This is a genomic window from Marinobacter subterrani, from assembly GCF_001045555.1.
Taxonomy (GTDB): Bacteria; Pseudomonadota; Gammaproteobacteria; order Pseudomonadales; family Oleiphilaceae; genus Marinobacter; species Marinobacter subterrani.
This window is the reverse complement of the sequence record NZ_LFBU01000001.1, coordinates 3,038,285-3,063,745: the sequence shown is the minus strand read 5'-3', so window position 1 is coordinate 3,063,745 and position 25,461 is coordinate 3,038,285. Positions and strand designations below refer to the sequence as shown.

The window sequence follows — 25,461 nt, the reverse complement described above, 5'->3', positions numbered from 1 at the left end:
CTAGTGCATAAGCACCGCGTAGATTATTACAGCAAGAATTACTCGATACACTACGTAGGGCCACATACCTACCTGGTTCAGCCATTTCAGGAAGAAATGGATAGCGGTAATGGCCATGACGAAGGAGGTGATACCTCCGATAAGAAAGCCGGTCCAGTCCACGGCAACGTCGGACGCAGCTACCTCCAGAAGTTTGGCCGCGGCAGCCAGGGCCGTGATGGGAATCGCGAGCAGGAAAGAGAACCGGGAAGCGGCCTCGCGGCTCAGCCCCAGAAACAGGCCGGCGGTAATGGTGGCGCCGGAGCGGGATGTGCCGGGCACCAGCGCGAGCGCCTGGGCCAGGCCAACCAGGAGGGCATCTCTCCAGGTCAGGGATTCGATCGCGCGGCCCTTGTTGGGCCGCCAGTCGGCCCAGCCGAGCAACAGGCCAAAGACCAGGGTGGTTACAAAGATGATGCTGGCCGAACGAAGCTCATTGTCGATCAGGTCGAGCAGGGCAAGCCCGCCGAGACCGGCGGGAATGGTGCCGATGACCAGGAACCAGGCGAGGTTGCCCCGGCCGATAAAACGGCGATGGACCAGGGACTGGACGCCGTCCCGGGTCAGGCCCAGTACGTCGCGATGAAAATACAGCACCACCGCCGTCAGGGTGCCCACGTGCACCGCCAGATCGAAACCGACGCCCTGATCGTCCCAGCCCAGCAGGCTCGGCGTGAGTATCAGGTGGGCAGAGCTTGAGATAGGCAGGAATTCGGTCAGTCCCTGGAGGATGCCAAGGAAGAGAGCGTGGAAAACGTCCATTGCATGGGTCCCGTTGGATTCAGAGCGTCAGAAATGTGGGCGCGATATTAGCAGGGTGGCGATAGGCTGAACAGATGATGCGAACGATGCCGGCGCCGTGGTCAATACCCGGTGCTGGCTGCCGGGAGCTATACCGGGAACCGGTTCCGGGTCTTGTTGGCAATTCGAACAAGCACCAGCATCAGTGGTACCTCCACCAGAACGCCAACCACGGTTGCCAGGGCGGCGCCGGATTGCAGGCCGAACAGGGCGATGGCCGCGGCCACGGCCAGTTCGAAGAAGTTGCTGGCACCGATCATGGCACCGGGTGCGGCGATGCAATGGCGCACTTTCCAGACTTTTGCCCAGCCGTAGGCCAGGAAGAAAATCAGGAAGGTCTGAACAATCAGGGGGACGGCGATCAGCACGATGTGCAGGGGATTGTTCAGGATCACTTCGCCCTGGAAGGCGAATAGCAGCACCAGGGTGACGATCAGCGCCGCCGGGGTGACCGGGCTGAGCCGCTTCATGAAGACGTCGTCGTACCACTGCTGGCCGTGGCGGGAGATCAGGGCGCGGCGGGTCAGATAGCCGGCAGTTAGCGGAATCACGATGTACAGGACTACGGATAGCAGCACGGTATCCCAGGGCACCTGTATATCGGAAATGCCCAGCAGGAACACCACAATAGGGGCAAAGGCGAACAGCATGATGAGGTCGTTCAGCGATACCTGTACCAGGGTGTAGGCGGGATCGCCTCTGGTCAGGTAGCTCCAGACGAACACCATGGCGGTGCAGGGCGCCGCACCCAGCAGGATCGCGCCGGCCAGGTATTCGCTGGCCAGATCCGGAGCGATCCATGGCTCGAACACCACCATCAGAAAGAACCAGGCGATGGCGAACATGGTGAAGGGCTTGATCAGCCAGTTCACAACGGTCGTAATGGCCAGCCCTTTCGGTTCTTTTCGTACGCCCACCACGGCGCTGAAATCAATCTGCGCCATCATCGGGAAAATCATCGCCCAGATCAGAATGGCGATGGGAATGGAGACCTGCGCGTACTCAAAACGGGACAGGGTTTCCGGCACCCCAGGTGCGAACTGTCCGAGGGCTACGCCGGCAATTATGGCCAGGGCTACCCAGACCGACAGGTATTTTCCGAACAGGTCCATGCCGCCGGAGCCGGAATCCGTGGTTTTTAGGCCAGTGCTGGTACTCATCGTGATCGTGGGAATCCTGTACTCGCCGCATTGTTGCGCCTATTGTGCGCCAAGTAAGATAGCCATGAAACTGTCGATGTGGGAAATCGAAGATGAAACGCCGTCCGACTGTCCAGTATCTGTCACCATCCTGTTGTTTAATGGATTGAAGGAACCTTTCAGGAGCGAACCATGAGCAAGATAAAGATAGGCATTAACGGCTTTGGCCGCATTGGTCGTCTGGTATTGCGAGTTGCCTGGCAGTGGCCGGACATGGAATTTGTCGCCATCAATGACCCCGGGGCGGATGCCGGCACCCTGGCACACCTGCTCAATTTTGACAGTATTCATGGCCGCTGGAGCCAGGAAGCAACCGCGGATGGAACGGATATCGTCGTCGAGGGCAAGCGCATTCGCGTGACTCACAATCGCACCATCGGTGAAACCGACTGGTCTGGCTGCGATCTGGTGATCGAGGCCAGTGGTGTGAACCGGAAGGTCAGTGCCTTGCAGGCCTACCTGGACCAGGGCGTGAAACGGGTCGTGGTGACGGCACCGGTGAAGGAGGCCGGGGCCAAGAACATCGTCCTCGGTGTGAACGATGATATTTTCGATCCGGCCAACGACCGCATTGTCACTGCCGCCTCCTGCACCACCAATTGCCTGGCGCCGGTGGTGAAGGTGATTCATGAGAAGCTGGGCATCAAGCACGGCTCCATCACCACCATTCACAGCCTCACCAACACCCAGACCATCATCGATGCGCCCCACAAGGATCTGCGCCGGGCGAGGGCCTGTGGCAGCTCATTGATTCCCACCAGCACAGGTTCAGCAACGGCGATTATCGAGATATTCCCGGAACTGAAAGGCCGTCTGGATGGTCATGCCGTGCGCGTGCCGCTAACCAATGCGTCGCTGACCGATTGCGTGTTTGAGGTGGAGACACCGACCGATCGTGCGGCGGTGAATCAGTTGCTGAAAGAAGCCGCTGAAGGTGAGCTCAAAGGCATCCTCGGTTACGAAGAGCGACCGCTGGTGTCGATCGATTACAAGACTGATCCGCGTTCCTCCATCGTTGACGCCCTGTCCACCCTGGTGGTCAACGGCACCCATGTGAAAATCTACGCCTGGTACGACAACGAATGGGGCTACGCCAACCGCACTGCGGAACTGGCGCGCAGGGTGGGTTCTGCCTGATATGACGGCGGCCATCCGACAGTACCTGGTGATCACCGGCAACTACTGGGCCTTCACCCTCACCGATGGCGCCCTGCGGATGCTGGTGGTGCTGCATTTCCACCAGCTGGGTTACTCGCCGCTGGAAATTGCCCTGCTGTTCATCTTTTACGAGTTCTTCGGGGTGGTGACCAATCTGGTCGGCGGTTACCTGGGCGCCCGCATGGGGCTGAACCGCACCATGAACATCGGGCTGTTCCTTCAGATTGTGGCGCTGGGCATGCTGGCGGTACCGGCGGCCATGCTCACGGTGCCCTGGGTGATGGCGGCGCAGGCGCTCTCCGGGATTGCCAAGGACCTGAACAAGATGTCCGCCAAGAGCGGCATCAAGCTGCTGGTGCCGGATGGGCAGCAGGGCACCCTGTACAAGTGGGTGGCGATTCTCACCGGTTCCAAGAACACCCTAAAGGGTGTCGGCTTTTTCCTCGGTGGTGTCCTGCTGATGGCTGCTGGCTTTACGGGCGCGGTCGTTATCATGGCGGTGGCGCTGGGACTGGTCTGGCTGGCCAGCCTGTTCCTGCTGGGACAGGATCTGGGCAAGAGCAAGGCCAGGCCGAAGTTCAGCGAGATCCTGTCCAAAAGCCGGGCCATCAATGTCTTGTCTGCGGCCCGCATGTTCCTGTTCGGGGCCCGGGATGTGTGGTTTGTGGTGGCCTTACCGGTCTACCTGCACACGGTCTTTGGCTGGGACTCCTGGAAAGTGGGCGGCTTTATGGCCACCTGGATCATCGGCTATGGCTTTATCCAGACCATTGCCCCGCGCATCACCGGAAACATGGAAGGCAAACAGCCTGCTGTACTCTGGGCGGCCGCCCTGGCGCTGGTTCCGGCAGCGATTGCCATTGGCCTGACGGCGGGTTGGTCACCCCAGTTCGTGATTACCGGCGGCCTGCTGCTGTTTGGCGTGCTGTTTGCCGTTAACTCATCCCTGCACAGCTATCTCATCGTTAGCTATGCCCGTGGCGATGGCGTGTCGCTGGATGTGGGTTTCTATTACATGTCGAACGCTGCCGGACGTTTGCTGGGCACCATTCTGTCCGGATGGGTATATCAGGCCTACGGATTGGAGGCCTGCTTGTGGATATCGTCCGGACTGGTGGCGACGGCTGCGCTGCTATCCACGATGTTGCCCGATCGGCGGCCAGTGACGGCCTGAGCGGGCCTCAAAACCGAATGACCAGCCCGGCGCCCGCTTCCACCTGCAAGTAGCCGCTGCTGTCGAACCTGAATTCGCACCCGCCGGAACAGAAGGCTGAACCTCCCGAGTTCAGGGCGGTGTAGACGCCGCGTAGATCCAGCCTCAGGCGCAGTTGTTCAGTCAGAAAGAACTGATAGCCGCCACCCAGAGACAGCGCTGCCCGGTGGTGGGTTTCATAGCCTGAATCGTCCGGTTCCAGGCGGGTCAACCCGAGAACGCCGGAGACAAATCCGCCGTGGTTGTTGCCTCCCGGGAAATACAGCCCGCCGAACTGGAGCTGGTAGATCGTCAGGTCGATGGCGTTGACACCCGGGGCGAAGAGGCCATTGTCGAGCCGGGCCGAGGTGCGCTGCCGGCCAAAATAAAGCTCCCCCTGTTTGCCCGGCTCCGGCAGGTCGAAATTGAACACCAGTCCCTGGCTCGGGGAATCCCGGAACTGGATCTGATCGGTCGTACTGGCCCCGGCAGTCTCGATATCCACCGAACTGCTCATGCGAAATCCTGCGAAAGGCGCCAGGCTGACATCGGCGGCAACTGATGGAGCAATCAGCACAGAGGCCAGTGTGAATGCTATAGGGGATCGAAGCTGCATACGTCCTTGGCCCTGTGGCTGGTTGTTGGCGGAACACTGTGTAATGGTATAGCCGTTACAAACGTTGGCGAGTCCTGGTGATGTTATCTTGACAGATCTTTTGCTGGAAAATCTCAGCGTTGGCACTCTGAGTAATGTGTCACTGACCGTGCCGGGTGGGCAGGTTGTCTGCCTGTCTGGACCTTCGGGCAGTGGCAAGACTCGGCTGCTACGGGCCGTGGCAGACCTGGAGCCCCACGGTGGCAGGGTGTCTCTGGGTGATACGTGCCAGCAGGATATGCCAGCTCATCAGTGGCGAAGCCGGGTGATGATGGTGCCGGCAGACAGCCAGTGGTGGTTTGATGAAGTCGGGCAACACTTTCCGGACGATGCGGGTTCGAGACTGCCTTCAGCTCTGGGTTTCCCGACCGAAGTGATGGGCTGGTCGGTGAGTCGACTGTCCTCAGGTGAGCGACAGCGGCTGGCGCTCTGGCGAGCCCTGGCGCTTCAGCCGGAAGCGCTTTTGCTGGACGAACCCACCGCCAATCTGGATAACGACAGCACAGAAGTCATTGAAACCTGGCTGCTTGAGGAAATCCGGAGGCGGCAGATCGCAGTGCTCTGGGTCGCCCATGATGTGGGCCAGATCCATCGGGTGGCTGATGCCCATTACCGCGTCCTTGGCACCAGGCTGGAGCGTGCAGATGGAAGTGATTGATCTGGCCTGGTGGAAGTTGGGGCTGGCGGCGCTTCTGGTACTTGCCCTGGCCGCGACGGGCTATCTTGCCCGTCTGGGCATTACCCGAAACCTCCTGATAGCCGCACTCCGCACGGTCATTCAGCTGGCGCTGATCGGTCTGGTGCTGGAGGCACTGTTTGCGTCATCCGGGTTTTACTGGATTGCCTTGCTGGCATTGGTCATGCTCCTGGTTGCCGGTCGGGAGGTCGTTGCACGGCAGGGCCGACGTTTACAGGGCTGGTGGGCATTCAGTATCGGCACAGGATCGATGTTTGTGTCGTCCTTCACGGTGACCGTTCTGGCCCTGACCGTGGTGATTGGCCCCGAGCCCTGGTACGCCCCGCAGTACGCCATCCCCTTACTGGGCATGATGCTTGGCAACACCATGACCGGTGTCAGCCTGGCGCTGGATCGGTTGAATGAGTCGGTCTGGCGTCAGCGGGCGGTCATCGAGAATCGCCTGATGCTTGGCCAGACCTGGCAACAGGCACTGGAGGATATCCGGAGGGACGCGATGCGCAGTGGCATGATGCCATCCATTAACGCCATGGCGGCGGCGGGCATTGTCAGTCTGCCGGGCATGATGACCGGCCAGATCCTTGCAGGTAGTCCGCCAGCGGTGGCAGTGAAATACCAGATCCTGGTGATGCTGATCATCACCGTCGGTACCGGTTTCGGCGCTTTGATGGCGGTTTCCTGGGGTGGTCGCAAACTGTTCGACGACCGGCAGCGTTTGCGACTGGATCGATTGGTGAAATCATGAACGACCTGCTAAGACGCTATCCCCTGCCTGTCATTGTTCTTGCCCAGCTGTTCGGGACCTCACTCTGGTTCAGTATCAACGGTGTCTGGCTGTCGCTGGCCGGTGAGCTGGGCCTGACGGAAAGTGATCTGGGTCGGCTGACACTGGCGGTGCAGGCCGGGTTTATCGCGGGTACCCTGACCATCGCGGTGACCGGTCTGGCCGATCGCTTTGGCGCCAGTCGGATCTTTGCGCTGTCGAGCCTGTTGGGAGCACTGGTAAATAGCGGATTTATTTTCGCGGCGGGTGTGCCACCGATCGATTTCCTCCTGCGATTTGCTACCGGTCTGTGCCTGGCCGGTATCTATCCGCTGGGCATGAAAATGGTGATTGCCTGGACCCCGAAATACGCCGGTTCGGCACTGGCCTGGCTGGTGGGAATGCTTACCCTGGGAACAGCTCTGCCGCATCTGATGCGCGGCGCAACGCTCGGCATGCCGTGGGAGTGGCCGCTGATGGCGGCGTCCTGTCTCGCCCTGGCCGGAGGGCTGCTGGTTTTCCTGCTGGGCGACGGGCCGCATCTGCCCAAAAGCAGTGGTCGGCTACCCCTCAGCCAGGGACTGGCGGCGCTGCGGATACCGAGGTTCCGGGCGGTGGCCGGTGGCTACTTTGGCCATATGTGGGAGCTCTATGCCTTCTGGACGCTGACGCCGCTGCTGATCGGCCGGGAACTGCAGCGTCTGGGCGAGGGTGAGGCGCTGATTCCCTGGTTGTCGTTTGCCGTGATCGGTATCGGGTCGGCTGGCTGCATTGCCGGTGGGCGGCTCAGCCGAACCCTGGGCAGTGAGTGGGTGGCCCGGCGGGCGCTGATGGTTTCGGGAACATTCTGCATTGTGTATCCCTGGTTGAATGGGCTGGCTCCGGTCCTGTTGATTTTCTTGCTGGTGGTTTGGGGGATTGCTGTGGTCGCCGATTCGCCCCAGTTCTCGGCGCTGGCCTCGGCAACGGCGCCCAGGGAATCGGTGGGCTCTTCATTGGCGGTGATGAATGCGGTCGGGTTTGGTCTGACGCTGCCAGCCATCTGGCTGACCAGTGGATTATGGGGCCAGTTGAATGTCTGGGTGGTTCTGTTGCTGTTCCCCGGCCCCGTGTTCGGCCTGTGGTCCCTGGCCCGATATCGGCTTCAAACCTGATACGGACGCTTAGCTAAAATCGTGCTTCCCGGGTTTCCGGTGATATGAGCTATGCTCTGCTTGCATCGAGTAATTGGCGGAACGAAAGGCGCATAAGGACCTGACATGGCGTATTTCAGCAAGCATTACCACAACCCCGGGACCGCGCCCGGCACCCTGGTCGCCAAGACCGAGTCAAGGCGGCCGGTGAACCTCCACCTCTTGGATTACACCGAGGAACACGTGGAGGAGGTTAGCCTGGCCAGCGCGGCTGACTGCCGGGAGTATCTGGCCAGAGAGTCGAAAACCTGGATTCAGGTCAACGGGCAGGCCGATCCCGACACCCTGCGGAATCTCGGGGATCTGTTCGATCTGCATGACCTGGCCCTTGAGGATGTCCTCAACACCGGGCAGCGCCCCAAGGTCGAGTTGTACGATGACCAGCTGTTCCTTATTGCCGCCATGCCGTTCTATGACGGCGAGAACCTGGAGATCGTCCAGATCAGCCTGTTTGTCGGTAAAAACTACCTGATCTGCCTGTGCCCATTGGACGAGGACCCTTTTGAGCCGGTTCGCAAGCGCATGCGCATGCCCAATAATCGGCGGTTTTCCAGCCGGGGTATCGACTACCTGCTCTATGCGCTGCTGGATCTGATCACAGATTCCGGCTTTCCCGTGCTGGAGCAATTCGGCTACCAGTTGGAGGAGATGGAAACCGATCTGCTGGAGAACCCGAACCAGCAGACGCTGGCCCAGATCCACGGTCTGAAGCGGGAGCTTCTGGTACTGCGGCGTGTGCTCTGGCCACAGCGTGAGCTGCTCACCAGCCTGATGCGAACCGAGGATCAACTGATCAACGCCGACACCCAGGTCTACTTCCGGGATTGCCATGACCACAGTGTCCAGATCATTGAGCTGCTGGAGAGCTTCCGGGAAATGGCCACCAGCATGCTGGATATCTATCTCTCAAGCATCAGCCAACGTACCAACGAGACCATGCGGGTGCTGACCATCATTGCGACGATCTTTATCCCGCTGACGTTCGTGGTGGGTATTTATGGCATGAACTTCGAGCACGCCGACAGCCCATGGGCCATGCCGGAACTGGGTTGGTACTACGGTTATCCGATGGTCTGGGCCGTGATGATTGCGATCACCGGTGGCCTGATCTGGTTTTTCCGGCGGCGTGGCTGGATGTAGTCATGCAGAATGCCGGCGAAGCCACCAAGAGAATCCTGTTGCTTTCAGGCTATGATGCCGCCAGCCATCGGCGTTGGCGTGAACAACTCATCGACTTGCTGCCCGATTTCAGTTGGGCCAGTCTTGTCCTGCCGCCCAGGTTTTTCCGCTGGCGGATCCGCGGCAATCCATTGAGCTGGCTGAACGAGCCGCTGTTGCAGGAACGCTGGGATCTGATTATCGCGACATCCATGGTAGATTTGGCAACTTTGCGGGGTCTGCACCCACGTCTTGCCGATACCCCCTCCCTGCTCTACATGCATGAAAACCAGTTCGCTTTTCCGGTATCCAGTGGCCAGAACGCCAGTGCCGACCCTCAGATGGTGAACCTCTACAGCGCCATGTCGGCCGATTGTGTGGTGTTCAACAGTGGCTGGAATCGGGACAGTTTTCTGGATGGTGTCGATTCGTTCTGCCAGAAGCTGCCTGACGGAGTGCCCGAGGGTCTGATCGACACTCTGCGTGATAAGTCCCGGGTGATACCGGTGCCAATTGAAGACCGGTTATTTGCTGATCGCCCGTCACTGGTGGAGAGGACCTGTCCGCATCTGCTCTGGAACCATCGGTGGGAATACGACAAAGGGCCCGACCGTCTGCTGAAATTCCTGCAAGTGCTGGAACAGCGCTCGGTACCGTTCAGGTTGAGCGTGGTGGGCGAGCGGTTTCGCAGTTATCCGAAGGCATTTGACCGGATCCGCGAACAGTTTGATCGTTGCATCGAACACTGGGGGTTCCTGGAAAGCCGTGAAGACTACGATCATCTGCTGCGCCAGGCGGATATTGTTGTTTCCACGGCACTGCACGATTTCCAGGGCTTGTCGATGCTCGAGGCCATGGCTTCAGGTTGCCTGCCTCTGGCGCCGGACCGGCTGGCCTATCGGGAATACGTTCCGGCCCTTTGTCGCTATAAGAGCCATGAACAGAATGCGGAGCGAGAGGCTGGAGCTGCCGCCGACAGCCTGGAAGGCATGCTGGAAAAAGGGGATTCAACCTGCCCGCCAGAAGGTTGGCGGGCATCCAGCCTGTCCGGGGACTACCGGTCCCTGTTTCAACACCTGATCAACGCAGGATCAGGCAGCTCCTGAACAGTTTCTTCGCCAAACCTGTCTCAGATCAACCCTGCACCCTTGCGGTTGCGCCGCCCGAGACTAGACTCAGAACTGTCTGCCGGCCTCACCACAGGGAGTCGTGGCCATGGAGTTCCATACCCTCGACGGTAATGAAGCTGTGTCCTCGGTGGCTTACCGCCTGAGCGAGACCATTGCCATCTATCCGATTACGCCCGCCTCGGTGATGGGCGAACACGCTGATGACTGGGCGGCTCTGGGCAAACCCAATCTCTGGGGGCAGGTGCCCAGTGTGGTGGAGATGCAGTCCGAGGCCGGTGCGGCCGGGGCCATGCACGGGGCGCTGCAGGCCGGTTCTCTGGTAACCACCTTTACTGCGTCCCAGGGGCTACTGTTGATGCTGCCCAATCTGTACAAGATTGCCGGTGAACTGTCGCCCTTGTGCATGCACATTGCCGCCCGCAGCCTTGCCACTCACGCCTTATCCATATTCTGCGACCATTCCGATGTCATGAGTGCCCGCGGTACCGGTTTTGCCCTGCTGGCTTCGGGATCGGTGCAGGAAGCCCAGGATATGGCTGCGATCGGCCATGCCGTCACCCTGGAAAGCCGGGTGCCGGTGATGCACTTCTTCGACGGCTTCCGCACCTCCCATGAGATCTCCAAAATCGCCGCCCTGAGCGATGACGATCTTAGAGCTCTGGTGCCGCACGCAGGACTGGAGGCTCACCGGAGCCGCCGGATGACGCCGGACCGGCCAGTGGTTCGGGGCACCTCCCAGAATCCCGACGCCTTCTTCCAGGCCCGGGAGGCCACCAATCCGTTCTATCAGGCGTTTCCGGGCATGCTGGAAACGGTGATGGAGCGGTTCGCCGGGATTACCGGCCGCCAATACCGGCTGTTTGACTATGTCGGCCACCCCGAGGCCGATAGGGTGGTCATCCTGATGGGTTCCGGGGCCGAATGCGCCCATGAGACAGTGGCGTGGCTGCTGGAGCAGGGCGATAAGGTCGGGGTCCTCAAGGTGCGCCTGTTCCGGCCCTTTGCCACGAACCGTTTCCTGAACGCTTTACCGGATACCGTCGAGCATCTGGCGGTGCTGGACCGCACTAAGGAGCCCGGAGCCCAGGGTGAGCCCTTGCTGCTGGAGGTCAGTGGCGCCCTGATGGAAGCCTGGAGTGGGGGCGAGCGCAAGGTGCTGCCCCGGGTGATCGGCGGCCGCTATGGTCTGTCTTCCCGGGAATTTACCCCGGCCATGGTGCGCGCCATTTTCGACGAACTGAAAGCCGAAGCGCCGAAAACCCGTTTTACTGTCGGCGTGAGGGACGATGTTACCCATCTCTCGCTGGACGTGGATAGCGAACTGGATATTGAGTCCCCGAAAACCCGCCGGGCGCTGTTCTTCGGTCTGGGCGCAGATGGCACCGTCAGTAGCAACAAGGCCAGTATCAAGATTCTGGGCGAGGGCACGGACCTGTATGCCCAGGGGCATTTCGTCTATGACTCCAAGAAATCCGGCGCCACCACGGTATCCCACCTTCGGTTCGGCCCACTGCCCATCCGCTCCAGTTACCAGATCAACAAGGCCCAGTTCGTGGCCATTCATGCGCCCCAGTTCCTGGAGCGGTTCGATGTGCTGGAACATGCCGCCGGGGGCGCGACGGTGCTGCTCAATGTGCCCTGGCCAGAAGGGGAGGTCTGGGACCGGCTGTCGGTGGAGGTCCAGCGGGCGCTGGTTGAGCGTAAGGCCCGGCTTTTTGTTATCGATGCCGCCGAGGTCGCGGAACAAGCGGGGCTGGAACGGCGGATCAACACGGTAATGCAGGTCTGCTTCTTCGCCTTGGCGGATATCCTGCCCCGGGATGAGGCCATTGCCTACATCAAGGAGTCCATTCGCAAAACCTGGGGCCGCCGCGGGCCGGAAGTGGTGCGCCGCAACGTGGAAGCGGTGGATTCGGCGCTGGACAGTCTGCACGAGGTGCCGGTACCGGCCAAGGTGACGGCAACCCGCACCCGACCGCCGAGAGTGCCGGAGAATGCGCCGGACTTTGTGCAGAAAGTCACTCGCCTGTTACTGGAAGGGCAGGGGGACAAGCTGCCTGTCAGTGCTTTTCCACCGGACGGTACCTGGCCAACGGGAACCAGCCAGTACGAGAAGCGAACCATCGCCCTGGAAATACCCATCTGGGAATCCGACCTGTGCGTGCAGTGCAACTTCTGCGCAATGATCTGTCCGCACACCGCGATCACCAGCAAGGTGTTTGAGCCGGAGGCGGTCAAGGGTGCGCCGGAGGCGTTCGAGGTGGTGCCGGAAACCCACACGTCGGAGCTGGAGGGTCTCGATTACCGTATACAGGTGGCCCCCGACGACTGCACCGGCTGTGGCTTGTGTGTCGAGGTCTGCCCGGCAAAGGACCGGACCCAGCCCAAACGCAAAGCCATCAATATGCAGCCAATCGAGCAGCACCGTGAGGTGGAGGCGGACAACCTGGCGTTTTTCCGGCAATTGCCGGATGTCCCGAGGGATCGTATTCCCCGGGATTTCAAATCCCTGCCGCTGCTGATTCCGCTGTTCGAATATTCTGGCGCCTGTTCCGGCTGCGGCGAAACACCCTATATCCGGCTGCTGACCCAGTTGGTGGGGGATCGGCTGCTGATTGCCAATGCCACCGGCTGTTCCTCGATCTACGGTGGCAATCTGCCGACCACGCCCTACACGGTCAATGCCGACGGACGGGGACCCACCTGGAACAATTCGCTGTTCGAAGACGCGGCGGAACTGGGAATGGGCATGCGTCTGGGTCTGGACAAGCTCGTGGGTCGGGCCCGGCAGTTGCTGGATAAATTGCAGGGCCAACTGCCTGAGGGGCTTTATGCCGATCTGACCTGTGCCTGCACCACCACCGATGAGACGGCTATGGCATCAAGGCGCGCAGCCATAGAACAGCTTCGCAGCTGGCTGGCGGACCAGCCGGGAGCGGAGGCCCGGGAGCTCGACGGCCTGGCCGACGAATTGTGCCCGAAGAGTGTCTGGGTGATTGGCGGCGATGGCTGGGCCTACGACATCGGCTATGGCGGTCTGGACCACGCCCTGGCCTCGGGCCAGAACCTGAAACTGCTGGTACTCGACACCGAAGTCTATTCCAACACCGGCGGCCAGCAATCCAAGGCCACTCCCATGGGTGCGATTGCCAAGTTCGCCGCCGCCGGCAAGGCAACCCGCAAGAAGGACCTGGGCCTGCTCGCCATGAGTTATGGCCACGTCTACGTGGCCCAGATCGCCATGCAGTCCCACAGCAACCACACCACCAAGGCTCTGCAGGAAGCGGAGAGTTTCGATGGTCCGGCACTGATCATCGCCCACAGCCCCTGTATTGCCCATGGTTACGACCTGGTGCATTCACCGGCACAGCAGAAGCGGGCAGTGGACAGCTGGGCCTGGCCGCTGTACCGGTTTGACCCCCGCCGTATCCACGAAGGGCTGCCGCCCCTGCAGCTGGACTCCCTGCGACAGAAAGTCACCATGAAAGCCTACATGCAGGAAGAAGCCCGGTTCCGGATGCTGGAGCTGAGAGACCCCCAGCGCTACGAACAGCTGGTGGCCGCAGCTTCGGAGGCGGCGACCGAACAGCGTGAACTCTACAAGCAGCTGGCGGGGATCCACTTTGAGCCCCACGAATCTTCCGACACTGACAACGACAAGGGTGAACGTCATGACTGAGCTGGCAACCCGTTGGCTGGGGCTGGAACTCCGTTCGCCCCTCGTGGTTGGCGCCAGCCCGCTGACCGATGACCTGGACGCCCTGAAAGCCTGCGTTGAGGCAGGGGCCGGTGCCGTGGTCATGCATTCGCTGTTTGAGGAGCAGCTGGTGGAGGAGCAGATGGCCGCCCACCGGTTTATTGATTCCCGAACCAACATAGACGCCGAGGCACGCTCGTTTTTTCCGGAGTCCGAGGTCTTCGAGATTGGCTCTGGTAGTTACTGCCGGCGCCTGGAGCAGCTTCGTCGTGCCCTGGATGTCCCCGTGATTGGCTCACTCAACGGCATATCCCCTGGCGGCTGGACCCAGTATGCACGGGATCTGGAGGCGGCAGGCGCCCAGGCCATTGAGTTGAATCTCTACGACCTGGCCTCGGATCCAACCGACACGGCGGACTCGCTGGAGCAGCGCCAGTTGGCCGTAGTCCGGTCTGTGGTGGAGCAGGTGAGCATCCCGGTCAGCGTCAAGCTATCACCTTTCTATTCCGCCTTACCGGCGTTTGTGGCAGGGATTGAAAGGACTGGCGCCCATGGGGTGGTGCTATTCAACCGGTTTTACCAGCCGGATATGGATCTGGACGAGCTGGAGCTGAGCCGCGAGGTGGTGCTTTCGTCCAGTGCCGAGCTGCCGCTGCGTTTGCACGCAGTGGCCGTGCTTTATGGCCAGACCTCACTGGAGATGGTCGTTTCGGGTGGCGTTCACACTGGGGATGATGCGGCCAAGGCGATCCTGTCCGGCGCTTCGGCTGTGCAGGTGGTTTCTGCGCTGCTGGCCGAAGGCCCTGCTGCCCTGGCGAGAATTACCCGGGAGATGAATGACCGGCTCTCCAGGATGGGGTACAGCTCGCTGGCCGAAGCCCGGGGTGTCCTGTCCATGGCGAGCGCTCCGAATGTCCGGGCCTGGGAACGCTTGAATTACGCCCGCCTTTTACACGGCTGGAAATGAATTCAGAGACTTTGTTCGGGCACTTCCCGGATCCGGCCGTGTTCATCAATGGCAACGTAAACAAACAGGCCTTCCGTCACCTTGCGCGGGTTCTTCGCGGTGCGGTCCAGAGTCCACACTTCCACGTTGATTTTCATCGAACTGCGCCCGATATCGACCAGCTCGCAATAGCAGCCCACCTGGGAGCCCACCCGTAACGGCGACAGAAACTCCATCCGGTCCATGGCGACGGTCGCATTGCGGCCCTGGGAAATGCGACCGGCCATGGTGGCAGCCGCAATGTCCATCTGTTTGACCAGCCAGCCGGCGAACACATCGCCATTGGCGTTGGTGTCAACGGGGAGCGGGACTACCTGAAGTGTCAGTTCACCACGGGGCGTGGGTTTGTCGTCATCATACGCGGTCATAGTACTGCCTTTAGCGAGACTGGTAATTGTTTTAACCCGCATGTTAACGGGCTGTAGCGCCGCTGCAAGCAAAATAGAACATTCCTGACTATATTTCAGGAGTTGTAACAAAGTTGTCACAGAGTGCCATTAGTCTGCATTCATCGGTAAAACACATCCGACAGAACGTCCAAACCTAATAATGGAGACTTGACGTGATGAAACTGAACAAAGCACTCGCAGCTGTTGCGCTGGCTGGCTCGGTAGCCGCCATGTCCGCACCGGCCATGGCTCGTGACACCATCAGCATTGTGGGTTCCTCCACTGTTTATCCGTTCGCTACCGTTGTGGCCGAGCGTTTTGGTACCAAGACTGACTTCCCCACCCCGAAACTGGAATCCACCGGTTCCGGCGGCGGCATGAAGCTGTTCTGCCAGGGTGTTGGTACCCAGCACCCTGACATCACCAACGCTTCACGTCGCATGAAGACCTCCGAGTTCGATCTGTGCGCCAGTAACGGCGTCAAGGACATCACCGAGTTCCGAATCGGCTCTGATGGCATCGTAATCGCCAGCTCCAGCAAAGCCCAGAATATGGATCTGACGCTTGAGCAGCTGTTCCTGGCTCTGGGCAAGGAAGTGCCGAACCCTGAAAACGAGAAAGAACTGATCCCGAACCCTTACAAGAAATGGAGCGAGATCGATTCTGACCTGCCGAATGTGGCTATCCGTGTGATGGGACCTCCCCCGACTTCCGGTACCCGCGACTCTTTCAATGAGCTGGCTCTGCAGGGTGGTTGTGAAGACCTGCCGGCCGTTGCTGACATGAGCGAGGACGACATGGAAGCGGTCTGTCAGAGCATCCGTGAAGACGGCGCCTTCATCGAAGCGGGCGAGAACGACAACCTGATCGTCCAGAAGTTGATTGATGACACTGGCCTTTACGGTGTGTTCGGTTACAGCTTCCTGGAAGAGAACGCCGACCGTCTCCAGGCTGCCACTCTGAATGGTGTCAAGCCAACGATCGAAGCCATCGCCAAGGACGAGTATCCGGTTGCCCGCTCCCTGTTCTTCTACGTCAAGAAAGCGCACGTTGGCGTTATCCCGGGTATCACCGAGTATGTTGATGAGTTTGTCAGCCCGGCCGCCATGGGTCCGAACGGCTACCTCAAGAATGTTGGCCTGATTGTTCCGACGCGCGATGCGCTGATGGATCTGCAGGACAAAGCGGCCAACATGCCGAACCTGACAAAAGAAGAACTGATGTAAAACTGTTATCCCGCCAGGGTATAACCGACAAGGGTGCGGGCCTGAAAAGGCCCGCACCCTTTTGTCCGTAAAAAGCGCCAAGTGCGAAACCCGCGTTAAATCTTTACACTTGTTGCCTACTTGAAGTGTCAGACGGGAAAATTCATGCAAGCATCCACTCTCCTTCTACTGACCCTCGTCCTGGCCCTGGTGGCTTACGGACTGGGCTATGCCCGGTCTCGGGCACTGGCGATGCCGCTGGGGGGAATACGTCATCTCAAGTCCCTGCCGTTTTACTATGGCGCCCGGGCTGCACTCTGGTGCGTGATTCCGGCAATACTGGTGCTGGCCCTGTGGGCGGCGTTTCAGGACAAGGTCATCCAGGCCCTGATAATCGGTTCCCTGCCGCCGGAGCTGATTCCTGACACCGAGGGCCGGGCAAGCCTGTTGCTAAGCCAGATCAGTAACGTGGCCAGTGGTGCCCTGCCACCGGGATTCGTTGAGCCACCCATCGTTGAGGCGGCGGAACGGCTCAAGGCCCTGCGGGAGCAGAGTCAGTTGCTGATGTCGGTGCTGGTTATTTCGGTGTCGGTGCTGGCCGGCTTCCTGGGCTGGTTGCGGATACAGCCGCGGCTCAATGCCCGGGTTCAGGTGGAGTCCATTCTGAAGTGGCTGTTTTTTGCCAGTGCCGCCCTGGCGATTCTGACCACCATCGGCATTATTTTTTCGGTGGCCTTTGAGACCTTCCGTTTTTTCCAGAAAATCTCCTTCATTGAATTCTTCTTTGGCACCAACTGGAGTCCGCAGACGGCGCTGAGAGCGGATCAGGTTGCCGCTGAAGGTGCCTTTGGCATGATTCCGCTGTTCACCGGCACCCTGCTGATTTCGGCCATCGCCATGGTGGTTGCCGTACCGGTGGGACTGCTGTCGGCGATTTACCTCTCGGAATACGCCAACAAGCACGTTCGCAGTGTGGTGAAGCCCCTTCTGGAGTTGCTGGCCGGAATTCCAACTGTGGTCTACGGCTTTTTCGCGGCGCTGACAGTGGCGCCGTTTATCAGCGATTTTGCCGCCTCACTTGGAATCGATGCTTCTTCCCAGAGCGCCCTGGCGGCCGGTGGGGTAATGGGGATCATGATCATCCCGTTTGTGTCTTCCCTGTCGGATGATGTGATCAATGCGGTGCCGCAAACCCTGAGGGACGGCTCCCTGGCGCTGGGTGCCACCCAGTCGGAAACCATGAAAAAGGTCATTTTCCCCGCAGCACTGCCGGGTATTATGGGGGGCGTATTGCTGGCGGTTTCCCGCGCTATCGGCGAAACCATGATTGTGGTCATGGCCGCAGGACTGGCCGCGAATCTCACGGCCAATCCGCTGGAAACCGTGACGACGGTAACGGTTCAGATCGTAACCCTGCTCACCGGTGACCAGGAATTCGACAGCGCCAAAACGCTGGCGGCGTTTGCCCTCGGTGCCATGCTTTTCCTGGCAACCCTGCTGCTCAACGTTATTGCCCTGAAAATCGTACGCAAATATCGGGAACAGTATGACTGATCAACGTTCACAGGCGGAGATTGTCCGCCAGTCACTCAAGCACCGTTACCGCAAGGAACGCCGGTTCCGTGCCTACGGCATCATTGCCATCGCCATTGCACTGTCGGCGCTGCTGGTATTGTTCGCCGATATCATTGGCAAGGGCTATACCGGCTTCATCAAGACCACCGTTACACTGGATGTGGAGCTGGATGGTGAGATGATGTACCTCGACGATGCCACCGATGAGCGTCAGCTCAAGATGGCGGATTTCGTGGAACCGCTGATCCAGGCGCTGCTCAAGGAAATTCCCGAGGCCACCGAGTCGGACCGGGATGCGGTGCGGGATCTCATCAACCCTTACGCCTCGATTACCCTGCGCGATGCCCTGAAAGCCAACCCGGACTGGCTGGGCACGACCCGGACCATGACCTTCCTGGCGCACACGGATGTCGACGTGTATGTCAAACACGGCGATGATGATGCCTATTCGATCAAGCTCTCCGAGCAGCAACAGGCCTGGGTGGATCAGTTGTTGGAGCGGGGCGTGATTGATACCGCCTTCAATGATGTGTTCTTCAGCAACGGCGACTCCAGGGATCCCTCCAAAGCGGGCGTTCTGGGGGCGATCGTGGGCTCGTTGCTGACCATGTTCGTTACCCTGGTACTGTCGTTTCCGATCGGAGTGGCGGCGGCCATCTATCTGGAGGAGTTTGCGCCCCAGAACAGGTTGACCGATTTTATCGAAGTGAACATCAACAACCTGGCCGCGGTTCCGTCGATCATCTTTGGTCTGCTGGGCCTGGCGGTGTTTATTAACCTGTTTGGCATGCCGCGGTCGGTCCCGGCAGTGGGTGGGTTGGTACTGACCCTGATGACACTGCCCACCATCATCATCTCCAGTCGCGCCGCTATCAAGAGCGTGCCGCCTTCCATTCGTGAAGCGGCCGAAGGCATAGGCGCGTCAAAGATGCAGGTGGTTCTGCATCATGTGTTGCCGCTGGCCATGCCCGGTATGCTTACCGGCTCAATTATCGGCATGGCCCAGGCACTCGGAGAGACCGCGCCACTGCTGCTGATTGGTATGGTTGCGTTCATCGTCGATGTACCGAATGGCTTCTTCGACTCCGCAACCGTTTTGCCTGTGCAGGTATTCCTTTGGGCAGGCAGTCCTGAGCTGGCCTTTATTGAACGTGCATCAGCGGCCATTATGGTGCTGTTGACCTTCCTGATCAGTATGAATGCATTGGCGATCTGGATGCGCAAGCGTCTGGAACGCCGGTGGTAAGGAGATAGTTAATGAATAGCATAAATCCCACCATCACCAGTGAAGCGTCCCAGCCGGACGGGCCTGTGGTTCCGGTTCAGGAAGAGAAGCCGGCCGAAACCGTTATCGAGGAAGGTAAGACCGTCGGAAAGCCCTACGTCGAGGATGCAAAATTCAAGCTCCGCGATGTCGACGTGTTTTATGGTGATACCCGTGCCATCAAGAAGATCAGCCTGGATATTGCCCGCAATGAAGTCATTTCGTTCATTGGTCCCTCTGGCTGTGGCAAGTCGACCTTTCTGCGTTGCCTGAACCGGATGAATGACAGCATCGATATCTGTTCGGTCAGAGGGTCTCTGCAACTGGATGATCACGATATCTATGATCCGAAGCGGGATGTTGTTGAACTTCGTGCCCGGGTCGGCATGGTTTTCCAGAAGCCGAACCCGTTCCCGAAGTCGATCTACGATAACGTGGCCTATGGCCCCCGGATCCACGGGCTGGCAAACCGCAAGTCGGACCTGGACGAGATTGTCGAGAACAGCCTGCGCAAGGCGGGCCTGTGGGAAGAGGCCAAGGATCGCCTGGACGCGACCGCGACCGGCATGTCCGGTGGCCAGCAGCAGCGTTTATGTATCGCCCGCGCTATTGCCGTCAGCCCCGAAGTGGTGCTGATGGACGAGCCCTGCTCGGCACTGGACCCGATTGCCACTGCGAAAGTGGAAGAGCTCATTGCCGAGCTGTCCGAGAGCTATACTATCGTGATAGTGACTCACTCAATGCAGCAGGCAGCCCGGGTATCGCACCGCACGGCTTATTTCCACCTGGGGCACCTGGTGGAAGTGAATGAAACCAACAAGGTATTCACCTCGCCGGAACATAAGCTGACAGAATCCTACATCACCGGTCGTTTCGGCTGATGCCGGATCTGAGGAATTTTGGAGAAGAACAGTATGCCTACCAAGAAGGACGACGTTTACGGGGATCACATTTCCCACAAGTTCAATGACGAACTGATGGAGCTCAAAACCAAGTTCCTGAAAATGGGCGGTATGGTTGAAGCACAGGTCGAGAATGCCATTCAGGCCCTGGTGGACGGCGACGGCCATATGGCCGACGAAATTCGCGCCAATGACAAGAAAGTTGACCGGATGGAAGTGGAAATCGACGAAGAAGCGACGTTGATTATCGCCCGACGTCAGCCCACCGCACGGGATCTGCGCCTGGTGATCTCGGTCATCAAGATGGTGGCTGATCTGGAGCGGGTTGGTGACGAAGCGAAGAAAATCGCCAAGCTTGCCATCAAACTCACCGAGGAAGGTCAGGCCCCCCGCGGTTACGTGGAGGTACGCCACATCGGCACCCACGTGCTTACCATGCTTCATGACGCCCTGGATGCCTTCGCCCGGCTGGATTCCGAACAGGCATTGCGGATCATGAAGGAAGACAAACGGGTCGACGAGGAGTATCAGGCGGCTGCACGCACCCTGCTGACCTTCATGATGGAGGATACCCGAAACATCTCACGGTGCATGTCGGTGATGTGGGTACTTCGCGCTCTGGAGCGGGTTGGTGACCACGCCTGTAACATTGCCGAGAACGTGATCTTCATGGTCAAAGGCGAGGACGTTCGTCATACGCCGCTGGAAGAGGCCGAGAGAGTCGTCGGCCCCTGACTTGAGCCCCGGGTCATGAAGTCGGGGTCAGATGAACACGTTCATCTGACCCCATGTTTACGCGTTCACCATTTGTCACTCAGGCCTGTTTCATCCTGTCGGTATAAGGCGGCCACCCCAGCGGCTTGCCGGCCAATACGTGCAGGTGGATGTGAAACACCGTTTGCCCGGAGTTATCGCCGCAGTTCATGACCACTCGATAGCCGTCATCCGCAAACCCCTTCTCTTGGGCAATCTTCGCTGCAACCAGGTACAGATGCCCCACCAGTTCGCGATCTTCTTCGGTGATGTCGTTGATCGTGGCGATGGCCTTTTTCGGGATCACCAGGAAATGCACCGGTGCCTGGGGGTTGATATCACTGAACGCCAGGCTGATATCGTCCTCATAGATGATGTCGGCGGGAATGTCCCGGTTGATGATCTTGGTAAAAATCGTGTCTGACATGGTGGCTCCTTTTAGCGTTTTCCGGAAGGTGATGGTTGCGTTCTAAAGCTGATTCAGTCCGGGAATTCGGGCGGTGATCTGCTTCACCATGGCCGGCAGTTCCTCATCAATGCCCATGGCATAGCGGGCCACCCGGTTGCGGGCGAAGGGCAGGGCGCGGGCGGCGCCGAGGCCCAGGTTCCGGAGCAGGTGTACGGGCGGCACCTGGTTGCTGAACAAATGGTAGAACAGGTCCATGGTGAGCATCATCCGGCGGTTCGCCGGGCGGCGCTGATGCTCATACTGATCCAGCCAATGGCTGCTGGCCAGGTCATCACCGGCGCGCCTGGCTTCCCTCAGCATGGCCTGTAATGCCTGGGCATCCTGGAAGCCCAGGTTAACACCCTGACCGGCCAGGGGATTGATGGTGTGGGCTGAATCGCCGGCCAGAACCACCCTGCCGGCGAAATAGTGCCGGGCATGCTGGCGTGCAATGGGGAAGGAGGCCCGGGCATCGATATGGCTCAGCGGTGGCAGGCAGGCTGGAAAGGCCGACTGGATCTCCGCCATCAGGGCGTCTTCGCCCAGCGCTTTCAGGCGGGCCAGTTCGTCCGGCGAGTCATACCAGACCAGCGATGCCCAGCTTTCGCCCGGATGGTCAGGGCCAGCACTGTGCAGGGGCAGGAAAGCCCGGGGGCCGGAAGGGTGGAAACCTTGCCAGGTAATGTCCTCCACCGGGCCCTGGTAGCGCAAGGAAATCACCATGGCCTGCTGGCTGTACTGGTTCCGGCTGGTGCCGATGCCGGCCAGTTCCCGCACCCGCGACCTTGCACCGTCGGCGCCAACCACCAGGGCCGCGGTGAGTTCACGCCCGTCATCCAGCCTCACGGTTACTTCGTTACCGGACTGGGTCAGCGACGAAACGCCAAGGCCGTGGATCAGGCTAACCTGTGGTTCAGCCTCTGCGGCCTGCCACAGTGCCTGCTGGGTGACCGAATTCTCGACGATATGGCCGAGATGCGGCGCGCCGAGTTGTGTGGCATCGAACTCAACCTCGGTCAGTTTGCGGGGCACAATATTCTGCAGTGGATGCCGGGTGTCATCCCACACCGCCAGTCGCCGGTAAGGTGTTGCCCGCATGCCAAGAATGCTGTTCCACGCCCCCAGGCTTGCGAGATAGCGCTCACTGCCGGCGCTCAATGCGGACACCCGAATATCCGGGCTGGCTTGCGGATCGAAGACGGGCGGGGGGGCACGATCAACCAGGGCAACACTGAAGCCGGCCTGGCCAAGGCCAGTGGCCAGGGCGGCACCGACCATGCCGGCGCCCACCACTACAATATCAAAGGCTTGAGTCATATCGGTTTCCTGTCTGAGGCCCTCAGTTTACGCGATGACGGCGGTCAGACAAGAGATTGGGGTCAAGCCCACCGGAAAAGTGTCAGTACCCTGCCAGGCCTGATACCCGCTGCTTGGAGGCGCTGTCCGGCTGGCGCCGACTCTTGATCAGCCAGGCGGGTTTCTGGGCGCCCGGTCTGGTGAAGCCCTGGTTCAGCACCATGGGCTGCACCAGGGTCAGGAAATCCGCGGTTTTCATGTGCACCGATTCGGTATGGCTGCCGGCGGCAAACGCCAGTTCGGGTTGGCTGGTGAGCGCCTCAGCACAATACACGGTCATTCCGAACAGGTTGCCGAAGGGTGGCATGGCGCCGACCTCACAATCCGGGAAGCGGTCCTGGAATTCCTGTTCATCGGCAAGGTCAAGAAAGTCGGTCTCGAGAATCCGGGACAGCCTGTCCCAGCGAATGCGCCAGGTAGCCGGCATGACCAGCATCGCCATTTTGCCGTCAAGCTCAACGATCACGGTCTTGACCACCCGGTCACCGGCAATCCGGACGTGGTGAGCCAATTCCTGGGCGGTGTACGCAGGGGGGTGGGAGAGGCACATGTACTCGACACCTGCCTCATCGAGGAATTCCTTCAACTGCTGTACCGGCATAGTGACAACCTCCTACCAGCAATGACAGCGTTCCGGAGCCTGTGAAACTCGACCTGCCAGGGCCCCGATGGCCTGGCGGGGTAATTAAACCCCGCCATTAAAGGTCAGCTTAGTTGAGGTTGCGCAGTTTGCGAGTAACCAGATGTATCAATGAGACGCTGGTCACTCCGCATGGTTATAAACATGCACGTCGCGTTGCGGGAAAGGGATGGTGATACCTTCCTTGTCGAACGCTTTTTTCACGCGCTCGTGCATGTCCCAGTAGACCGGCCAGAGGTCATCAGTTTTGGTCCAGGGCCGGACAATAATATTGACCGAGTTGTCACCCAGGGAGCCGACGGAAATTCTGGGCTCCGGCTCAGCAAGAACCCGGTCGTCCTCGTCCAGCAACTGTTTGATCACGGCCCGCGCCTTGTCGATGTCATCGCCGTAGGCAATGCCGAAGGTCATGTCGCAACGGCGAGTGTCGTAAAAGCTGACGTTCACCAGCGTCGCGTTGGACAGGCTGCCGTTGGGAATAACGATGCGGCGGTTATCGAAGGTGTCGACAATGGTGTAGAGAATGGAAATTTCCCGGACGGCCCCAAGGTACCCCTGGGCCTCGATGGTGTCTCCGACCTTGAAGGGTTTGAAAATCAGAATCAGAACACCGCCGGCGAAGTTTCCGAGACTGCCCTGCAGGGCCAGCCCCACTGCCAGGCCGGCAGCACCGATAATGGCAATGAACGAGGTTGTGGCGATGCCCACCATGGAGGCAACGGAGATGAACAGCAGGATCTTGAGAATCGCGCCAATCAGGCCACAGAGGAATTTATTGAGGGTCGGATCCTTTTTGCCCAATTTGCTGTCGAGTACGCCGACAAACCGGTTGATCAGCCACAGGCCAATAATCAGTGTGACAATGGCCAGCAACACTTTCGGCGCGTAGGTCATGACCAGGCCTATTGCCTGATCCATCAGCTCTGAAGCGCGTCCGTTAGCGCCAAGCAGGTCTTCCATAGTGGACTCCTTGTTCATTGGTGTTTTTCATAACTATCGGATTAACTGGAAAAATCCCGGCATGGCCCGGTTTAACTACACATTTATATAGCAGACAAACCTGACCGGCGTATATCACACCCGGGGTATCAGAGAGATTGACTACGTAGCCGGGGCGGATCTGGCCCAGTCGACAATGGCCTGCGGGCCCCCGCGGACAAGAATCCGGCCTTCTTTCCGGCTCAACTGGTAGTCGTACATCGGGTCGTAATAGTCCTGCAGCAGGGCCCCGATCCAGGCACTATGGGCGCCGGTCCGGCCACTGGTTGCCTGTTCATCCAGCGCCTGTTCCATCAGGCTGCGAAGCTGTTTGTGCCGCTCGCCGCCCAGGCGTTTGCGGATCCGGTCGAGCGCACTCAGAAGATAGTCGCGGAAGTTAAGCCAGCCCGCGTCCTGCCCATCCCGATCGATATAGTCCGCAACCATGCCCTCAACATAATCCTCCCGGATGATGGCAATGCGCTCATCCATCGGCTGTTCAAGGATCATCAGGGGGGATTCGGCCATCCGTGCCCTGAGAGATTCGGGCAGGGCGCAGCGCCCGACAAGGCGGCTTTCATCTTCCAGGTAGACCGCCCCCCCAATGCGATGATGGGCCTTGAGCATGGCCACGGCGAGCCGGTTCTCGAAATCGATCTGCGATGGTTGCGGTGTAACCTGGCGACCAAAGCTGGAACCGCGATGGTTGGCCAGGCCCTCAAGGTCCACCGGATTAGGGAGCTGTTTCAGAACCCGGGTCTTGCCGGTTCCGGTGCGACCGCTGAGGATGCGGAAGTCGCCGGATTCGATCCGGGCTTCCAGGCTGTCGATCAGGAACCGGCGCAGGGCCTTGTAGCCGCCTTTGACCAACGGGTAGTCAATGCCGGCGTCGCGAATCCACTGCTGGGTGAGCCGGGAGCGCAAACCGCCCCGGAAACAGAACAGGTAGCCTTCCGGGTGGCGGGCCACAAAGCGTTTCCAGGCCTCGATGCGCTGGGCCTTGATGTCGCCGGATACCAGTTGATGGCCCAGTTCTATGGCCCTGTCCTGGCCTTTTTCCTTGTAGCAGATGCCAACGCGATGGCGCTCCTCGTCGTTCATCAGAGGAGCATTTTCGGTATTCGGAAAGCTGCCCCGGTCGAACTCAACCGGCGCCCGGACGTCCATCAGGGGCACGTCGTTCAGGAACAGGGAAAGGTAGTCGTCGGTGTCGGGTCTGCTTGCCATTTCAGCGTTTAACCGGTTGCCAGATGAAGGCGGCAG

At 59.6% G+C, this 25,461-nt stretch carries 23 protein-coding genes; 14 read left to right on the top strand and 9 right to left on the bottom strand.

Annotated features, from left to right (window positions below; genetic code table 11):
- Together msub_RS14280 and arsB are read right to left on the bottom strand one after the other, a co-directional pair.
- On the bottom strand, positions 1 to 801 hold the full coding sequence (locus msub_RS14280; RefSeq protein WP_048496626.1) for an undecaprenyl-diphosphate phosphatase: 801 nt from the start codon (positions 799 to 801) through the stop codon (positions 1 to 3).
- Positions 802 to 929: 128 nt separating this feature from the next.
- On the bottom strand, positions 930 to 2,000 hold the full coding sequence (gene arsB / locus msub_RS14275) for an ACR3 family arsenite efflux transporter (RefSeq protein ID WP_048496625.1): 1,071 nt from the start codon (positions 1,998 to 2,000) through the stop codon (positions 930 to 932).
- A gap of 171 nt (positions 2,001 to 2,171) precedes the next feature.
- On the opposite strand from arsB, the gene msub_RS14270 reads away from it, so the two are divergent.
- A complete protein-coding gene (locus msub_RS14270; RefSeq protein WP_048496624.1) occupies positions 2,172 to 3,176 on the top strand; it encodes an ArsJ-associated glyceraldehyde-3-phosphate dehydrogenase in 1,005 nt (334 codons plus the stop codon).
- 1 nt (position 3,177) lies between these two features.
- Positions 3,178 to 4,371: an organoarsenical effux MFS transporter ArsJ gene (arsJ, locus tag msub_RS14265; RefSeq protein ID WP_048496623.1), complete on the top strand. Its 1,194-nt coding sequence runs from the start codon at positions 3,178 to 3,180 to the stop codon at positions 4,369 to 4,371.
- 7 nt (positions 4,372 to 4,378) lie between these two features.
- Here the strand turns inward: arsJ and msub_RS14260 are convergent, their stop codons facing one another.
- Complete coding sequence (locus msub_RS14260; RefSeq protein WP_227506735.1) at positions 4,379 to 4,906, bottom strand: hypothetical protein; 528 nt, start codon at positions 4,904 to 4,906, stop codon at positions 4,379 to 4,381.
- Between the two features lie 187 nt (positions 4,907 to 5,093).
- Here msub_RS14260 and msub_RS14255 point away from each other — a divergent pair, with 187 nt between their 5' ends.
- From msub_RS14255 to msub_RS14225, 7 genes are all read left to right on the top strand, one after another.
- Positions 5,094 to 5,702 carry an ABC transporter ATP-binding protein gene (locus msub_RS14255; RefSeq protein ID WP_048496621.1) on the top strand — a complete coding sequence of 203 codons (609 nt, stop codon included), beginning with the start codon at positions 5,094 to 5,096 and terminating at the stop codon, positions 5,700 to 5,702.
- The gene (locus msub_RS14250; RefSeq protein WP_048496620.1) at positions 5,689 to 6,486 is read left to right on the top strand and encodes an ABC transporter permease; all 798 of its coding nucleotides are present in this window, start codon (positions 5,689 to 5,691) and stop codon (positions 6,484 to 6,486) included. The genes msub_RS14255 and msub_RS14250 overlap by 14 nt, the downstream gene beginning before the upstream one ends.
- Positions 6,483 to 7,658: an MFS transporter gene (locus tag msub_RS14245; RefSeq protein ID WP_048496619.1), complete on the top strand. Its 1,176-nt coding sequence runs from the start codon at positions 6,483 to 6,485 to the stop codon at positions 7,656 to 7,658. The genes msub_RS14250 and msub_RS14245 overlap by 4 nt, the downstream gene beginning before the upstream one ends.
- 105 nt (positions 7,659 to 7,763) lie before the next feature.
- A complete protein-coding gene (gene corA, locus msub_RS14240; RefSeq protein ID WP_048496618.1) occupies positions 7,764 to 8,837 on the top strand; it encodes a magnesium/cobalt transporter CorA in 1,074 nt (357 codons plus the stop codon).
- Between the two features lie 2 nt (positions 8,838 to 8,839).
- Positions 8,840 to 9,961: a tRNA-queuosine alpha-mannosyltransferase domain-containing protein gene (locus msub_RS14235; protein ID WP_048496617.1), complete on the top strand. Its 1,122-nt coding sequence runs from the start codon at positions 8,840 to 8,842 to the stop codon at positions 9,959 to 9,961.
- Positions 9,962 to 10,070: 109 nt separating this feature from the next.
- Entirely contained in the window at positions 10,071 to 13,664 is a 3,594-nt protein-coding gene (nifJ, locus tag msub_RS14230; protein ID WP_048496616.1) for a pyruvate:ferredoxin (flavodoxin) oxidoreductase, read from the top strand.
- Positions 13,657 to 14,649: a dihydroorotate dehydrogenase-like protein gene (locus msub_RS14225; protein WP_048496615.1), complete on the top strand. Its 993-nt coding sequence runs from the start codon at positions 13,657 to 13,659 to the stop codon at positions 14,647 to 14,649. Before nifJ ends, msub_RS14225 begins: the two co-directional genes overlap by 8 nt.
- Positions 14,650 to 14,651: 2 nt before the next feature.
- Here the strand turns inward: msub_RS14225 and msub_RS14220 are convergent, their stop codons facing one another.
- On the bottom strand, positions 14,652 to 15,056 hold the full coding sequence (locus msub_RS14220; RefSeq protein ID WP_048496614.1) for an acyl-CoA thioesterase: 405 nt from the start codon (positions 15,054 to 15,056) through the stop codon (positions 14,652 to 14,654).
- A 194-nt stretch (positions 15,057 to 15,250) separates the two neighbouring features.
- Here msub_RS14220 and msub_RS14215 point away from each other — a divergent pair, with 194 nt between their 5' ends.
- The 5 genes from msub_RS14215 (at position 15,251) to phoU (ending at position 20,758) form a co-directional block, all read left to right on the top strand.
- Positions 15,251 to 16,303: a substrate-binding domain-containing protein gene (locus msub_RS14215; protein ID WP_082146502.1), complete on the top strand. Its 1,053-nt coding sequence runs from the start codon at positions 15,251 to 15,253 to the stop codon at positions 16,301 to 16,303.
- A 144-nt stretch (positions 16,304 to 16,447) separates the two neighbouring features.
- Positions 16,448 to 17,836, top strand: a complete 1,389-nt coding sequence (pstC, locus tag msub_RS14210) for a phosphate ABC transporter permease subunit PstC (RefSeq protein ID WP_048496612.1) — start codon at positions 16,448 to 16,450, stop codon at positions 17,834 to 17,836.
- On the top strand, positions 17,829 to 19,103 hold the full coding sequence (gene pstA / locus msub_RS14205; protein ID WP_048496611.1) for a phosphate ABC transporter permease PstA: 1,275 nt from the start codon (positions 17,829 to 17,831) through the stop codon (positions 19,101 to 19,103). The genes pstC and pstA overlap by 8 nt, the downstream gene beginning before the upstream one ends.
- An 11-nt stretch (positions 19,104 to 19,114) precedes the next feature.
- Positions 19,115 to 20,002, top strand: coding sequence for a phosphate ABC transporter ATP-binding protein PstB (pstB, locus tag msub_RS14200; protein WP_048496610.1), 888 nt, complete (start codon positions 19,115 to 19,117; stop codon positions 20,000 to 20,002).
- Between the two features lie 33 nt (positions 20,003 to 20,035).
- The gene (phoU, locus tag msub_RS14195) at positions 20,036 to 20,758 is read left to right on the top strand and encodes a phosphate signaling complex protein PhoU (protein WP_048497137.1); all 723 of its coding nucleotides are present in this window, start codon (positions 20,036 to 20,038) and stop codon (positions 20,756 to 20,758) included.
- A 79-nt stretch (positions 20,759 to 20,837) separates the two neighbouring features.
- Here the strand turns inward: phoU and msub_RS14190 are convergent, their stop codons facing one another.
- The 5 genes from msub_RS14190 to mnmH form a co-directional block, all read right to left on the bottom strand.
- Positions 20,838 to 21,203 (bottom strand): histidine triad nucleotide-binding protein, encoded by a 366-nt coding sequence (locus tag msub_RS14190; RefSeq protein ID WP_048496609.1) that lies wholly within the window; start codon positions 21,201 to 21,203, stop codon positions 20,838 to 20,840.
- A gap of 42 nt (positions 21,204 to 21,245) precedes the next feature.
- Positions 21,246 to 22,541, bottom strand: coding sequence for an FAD-dependent monooxygenase (locus msub_RS14185; RefSeq protein ID WP_048496608.1), 1,296 nt, complete (start codon positions 22,539 to 22,541; stop codon positions 21,246 to 21,248).
- An 82-nt stretch (positions 22,542 to 22,623) separates the two neighbouring features.
- Positions 22,624 to 23,181, bottom strand: a complete 558-nt coding sequence (locus msub_RS14180) for an aminoacyl-tRNA deacylase (RefSeq protein WP_048496607.1) — start codon at positions 23,179 to 23,181, stop codon at positions 22,624 to 22,626.
- A gap of 162 nt (positions 23,182 to 23,343) precedes the next feature.
- Positions 23,344 to 24,180 carry a mechanosensitive ion channel family protein gene (locus tag msub_RS14175; protein WP_048496606.1) on the bottom strand — a complete coding sequence of 279 codons (837 nt, stop codon included), beginning with the start codon at positions 24,178 to 24,180 and terminating at the stop codon, positions 23,344 to 23,346.
- A 141-nt stretch (positions 24,181 to 24,321) separates the two neighbouring features.
- The gene (mnmH, locus tag msub_RS14170) at positions 24,322 to 25,425 is read right to left on the bottom strand and encodes a tRNA 2-selenouridine(34) synthase MnmH (protein ID WP_048497136.1); all 1,104 of its coding nucleotides are present in this window, start codon (positions 25,423 to 25,425) and stop codon (positions 24,322 to 24,324) included.
- Positions 25,426 to 25,461 lie beyond the last annotated feature (36 nt).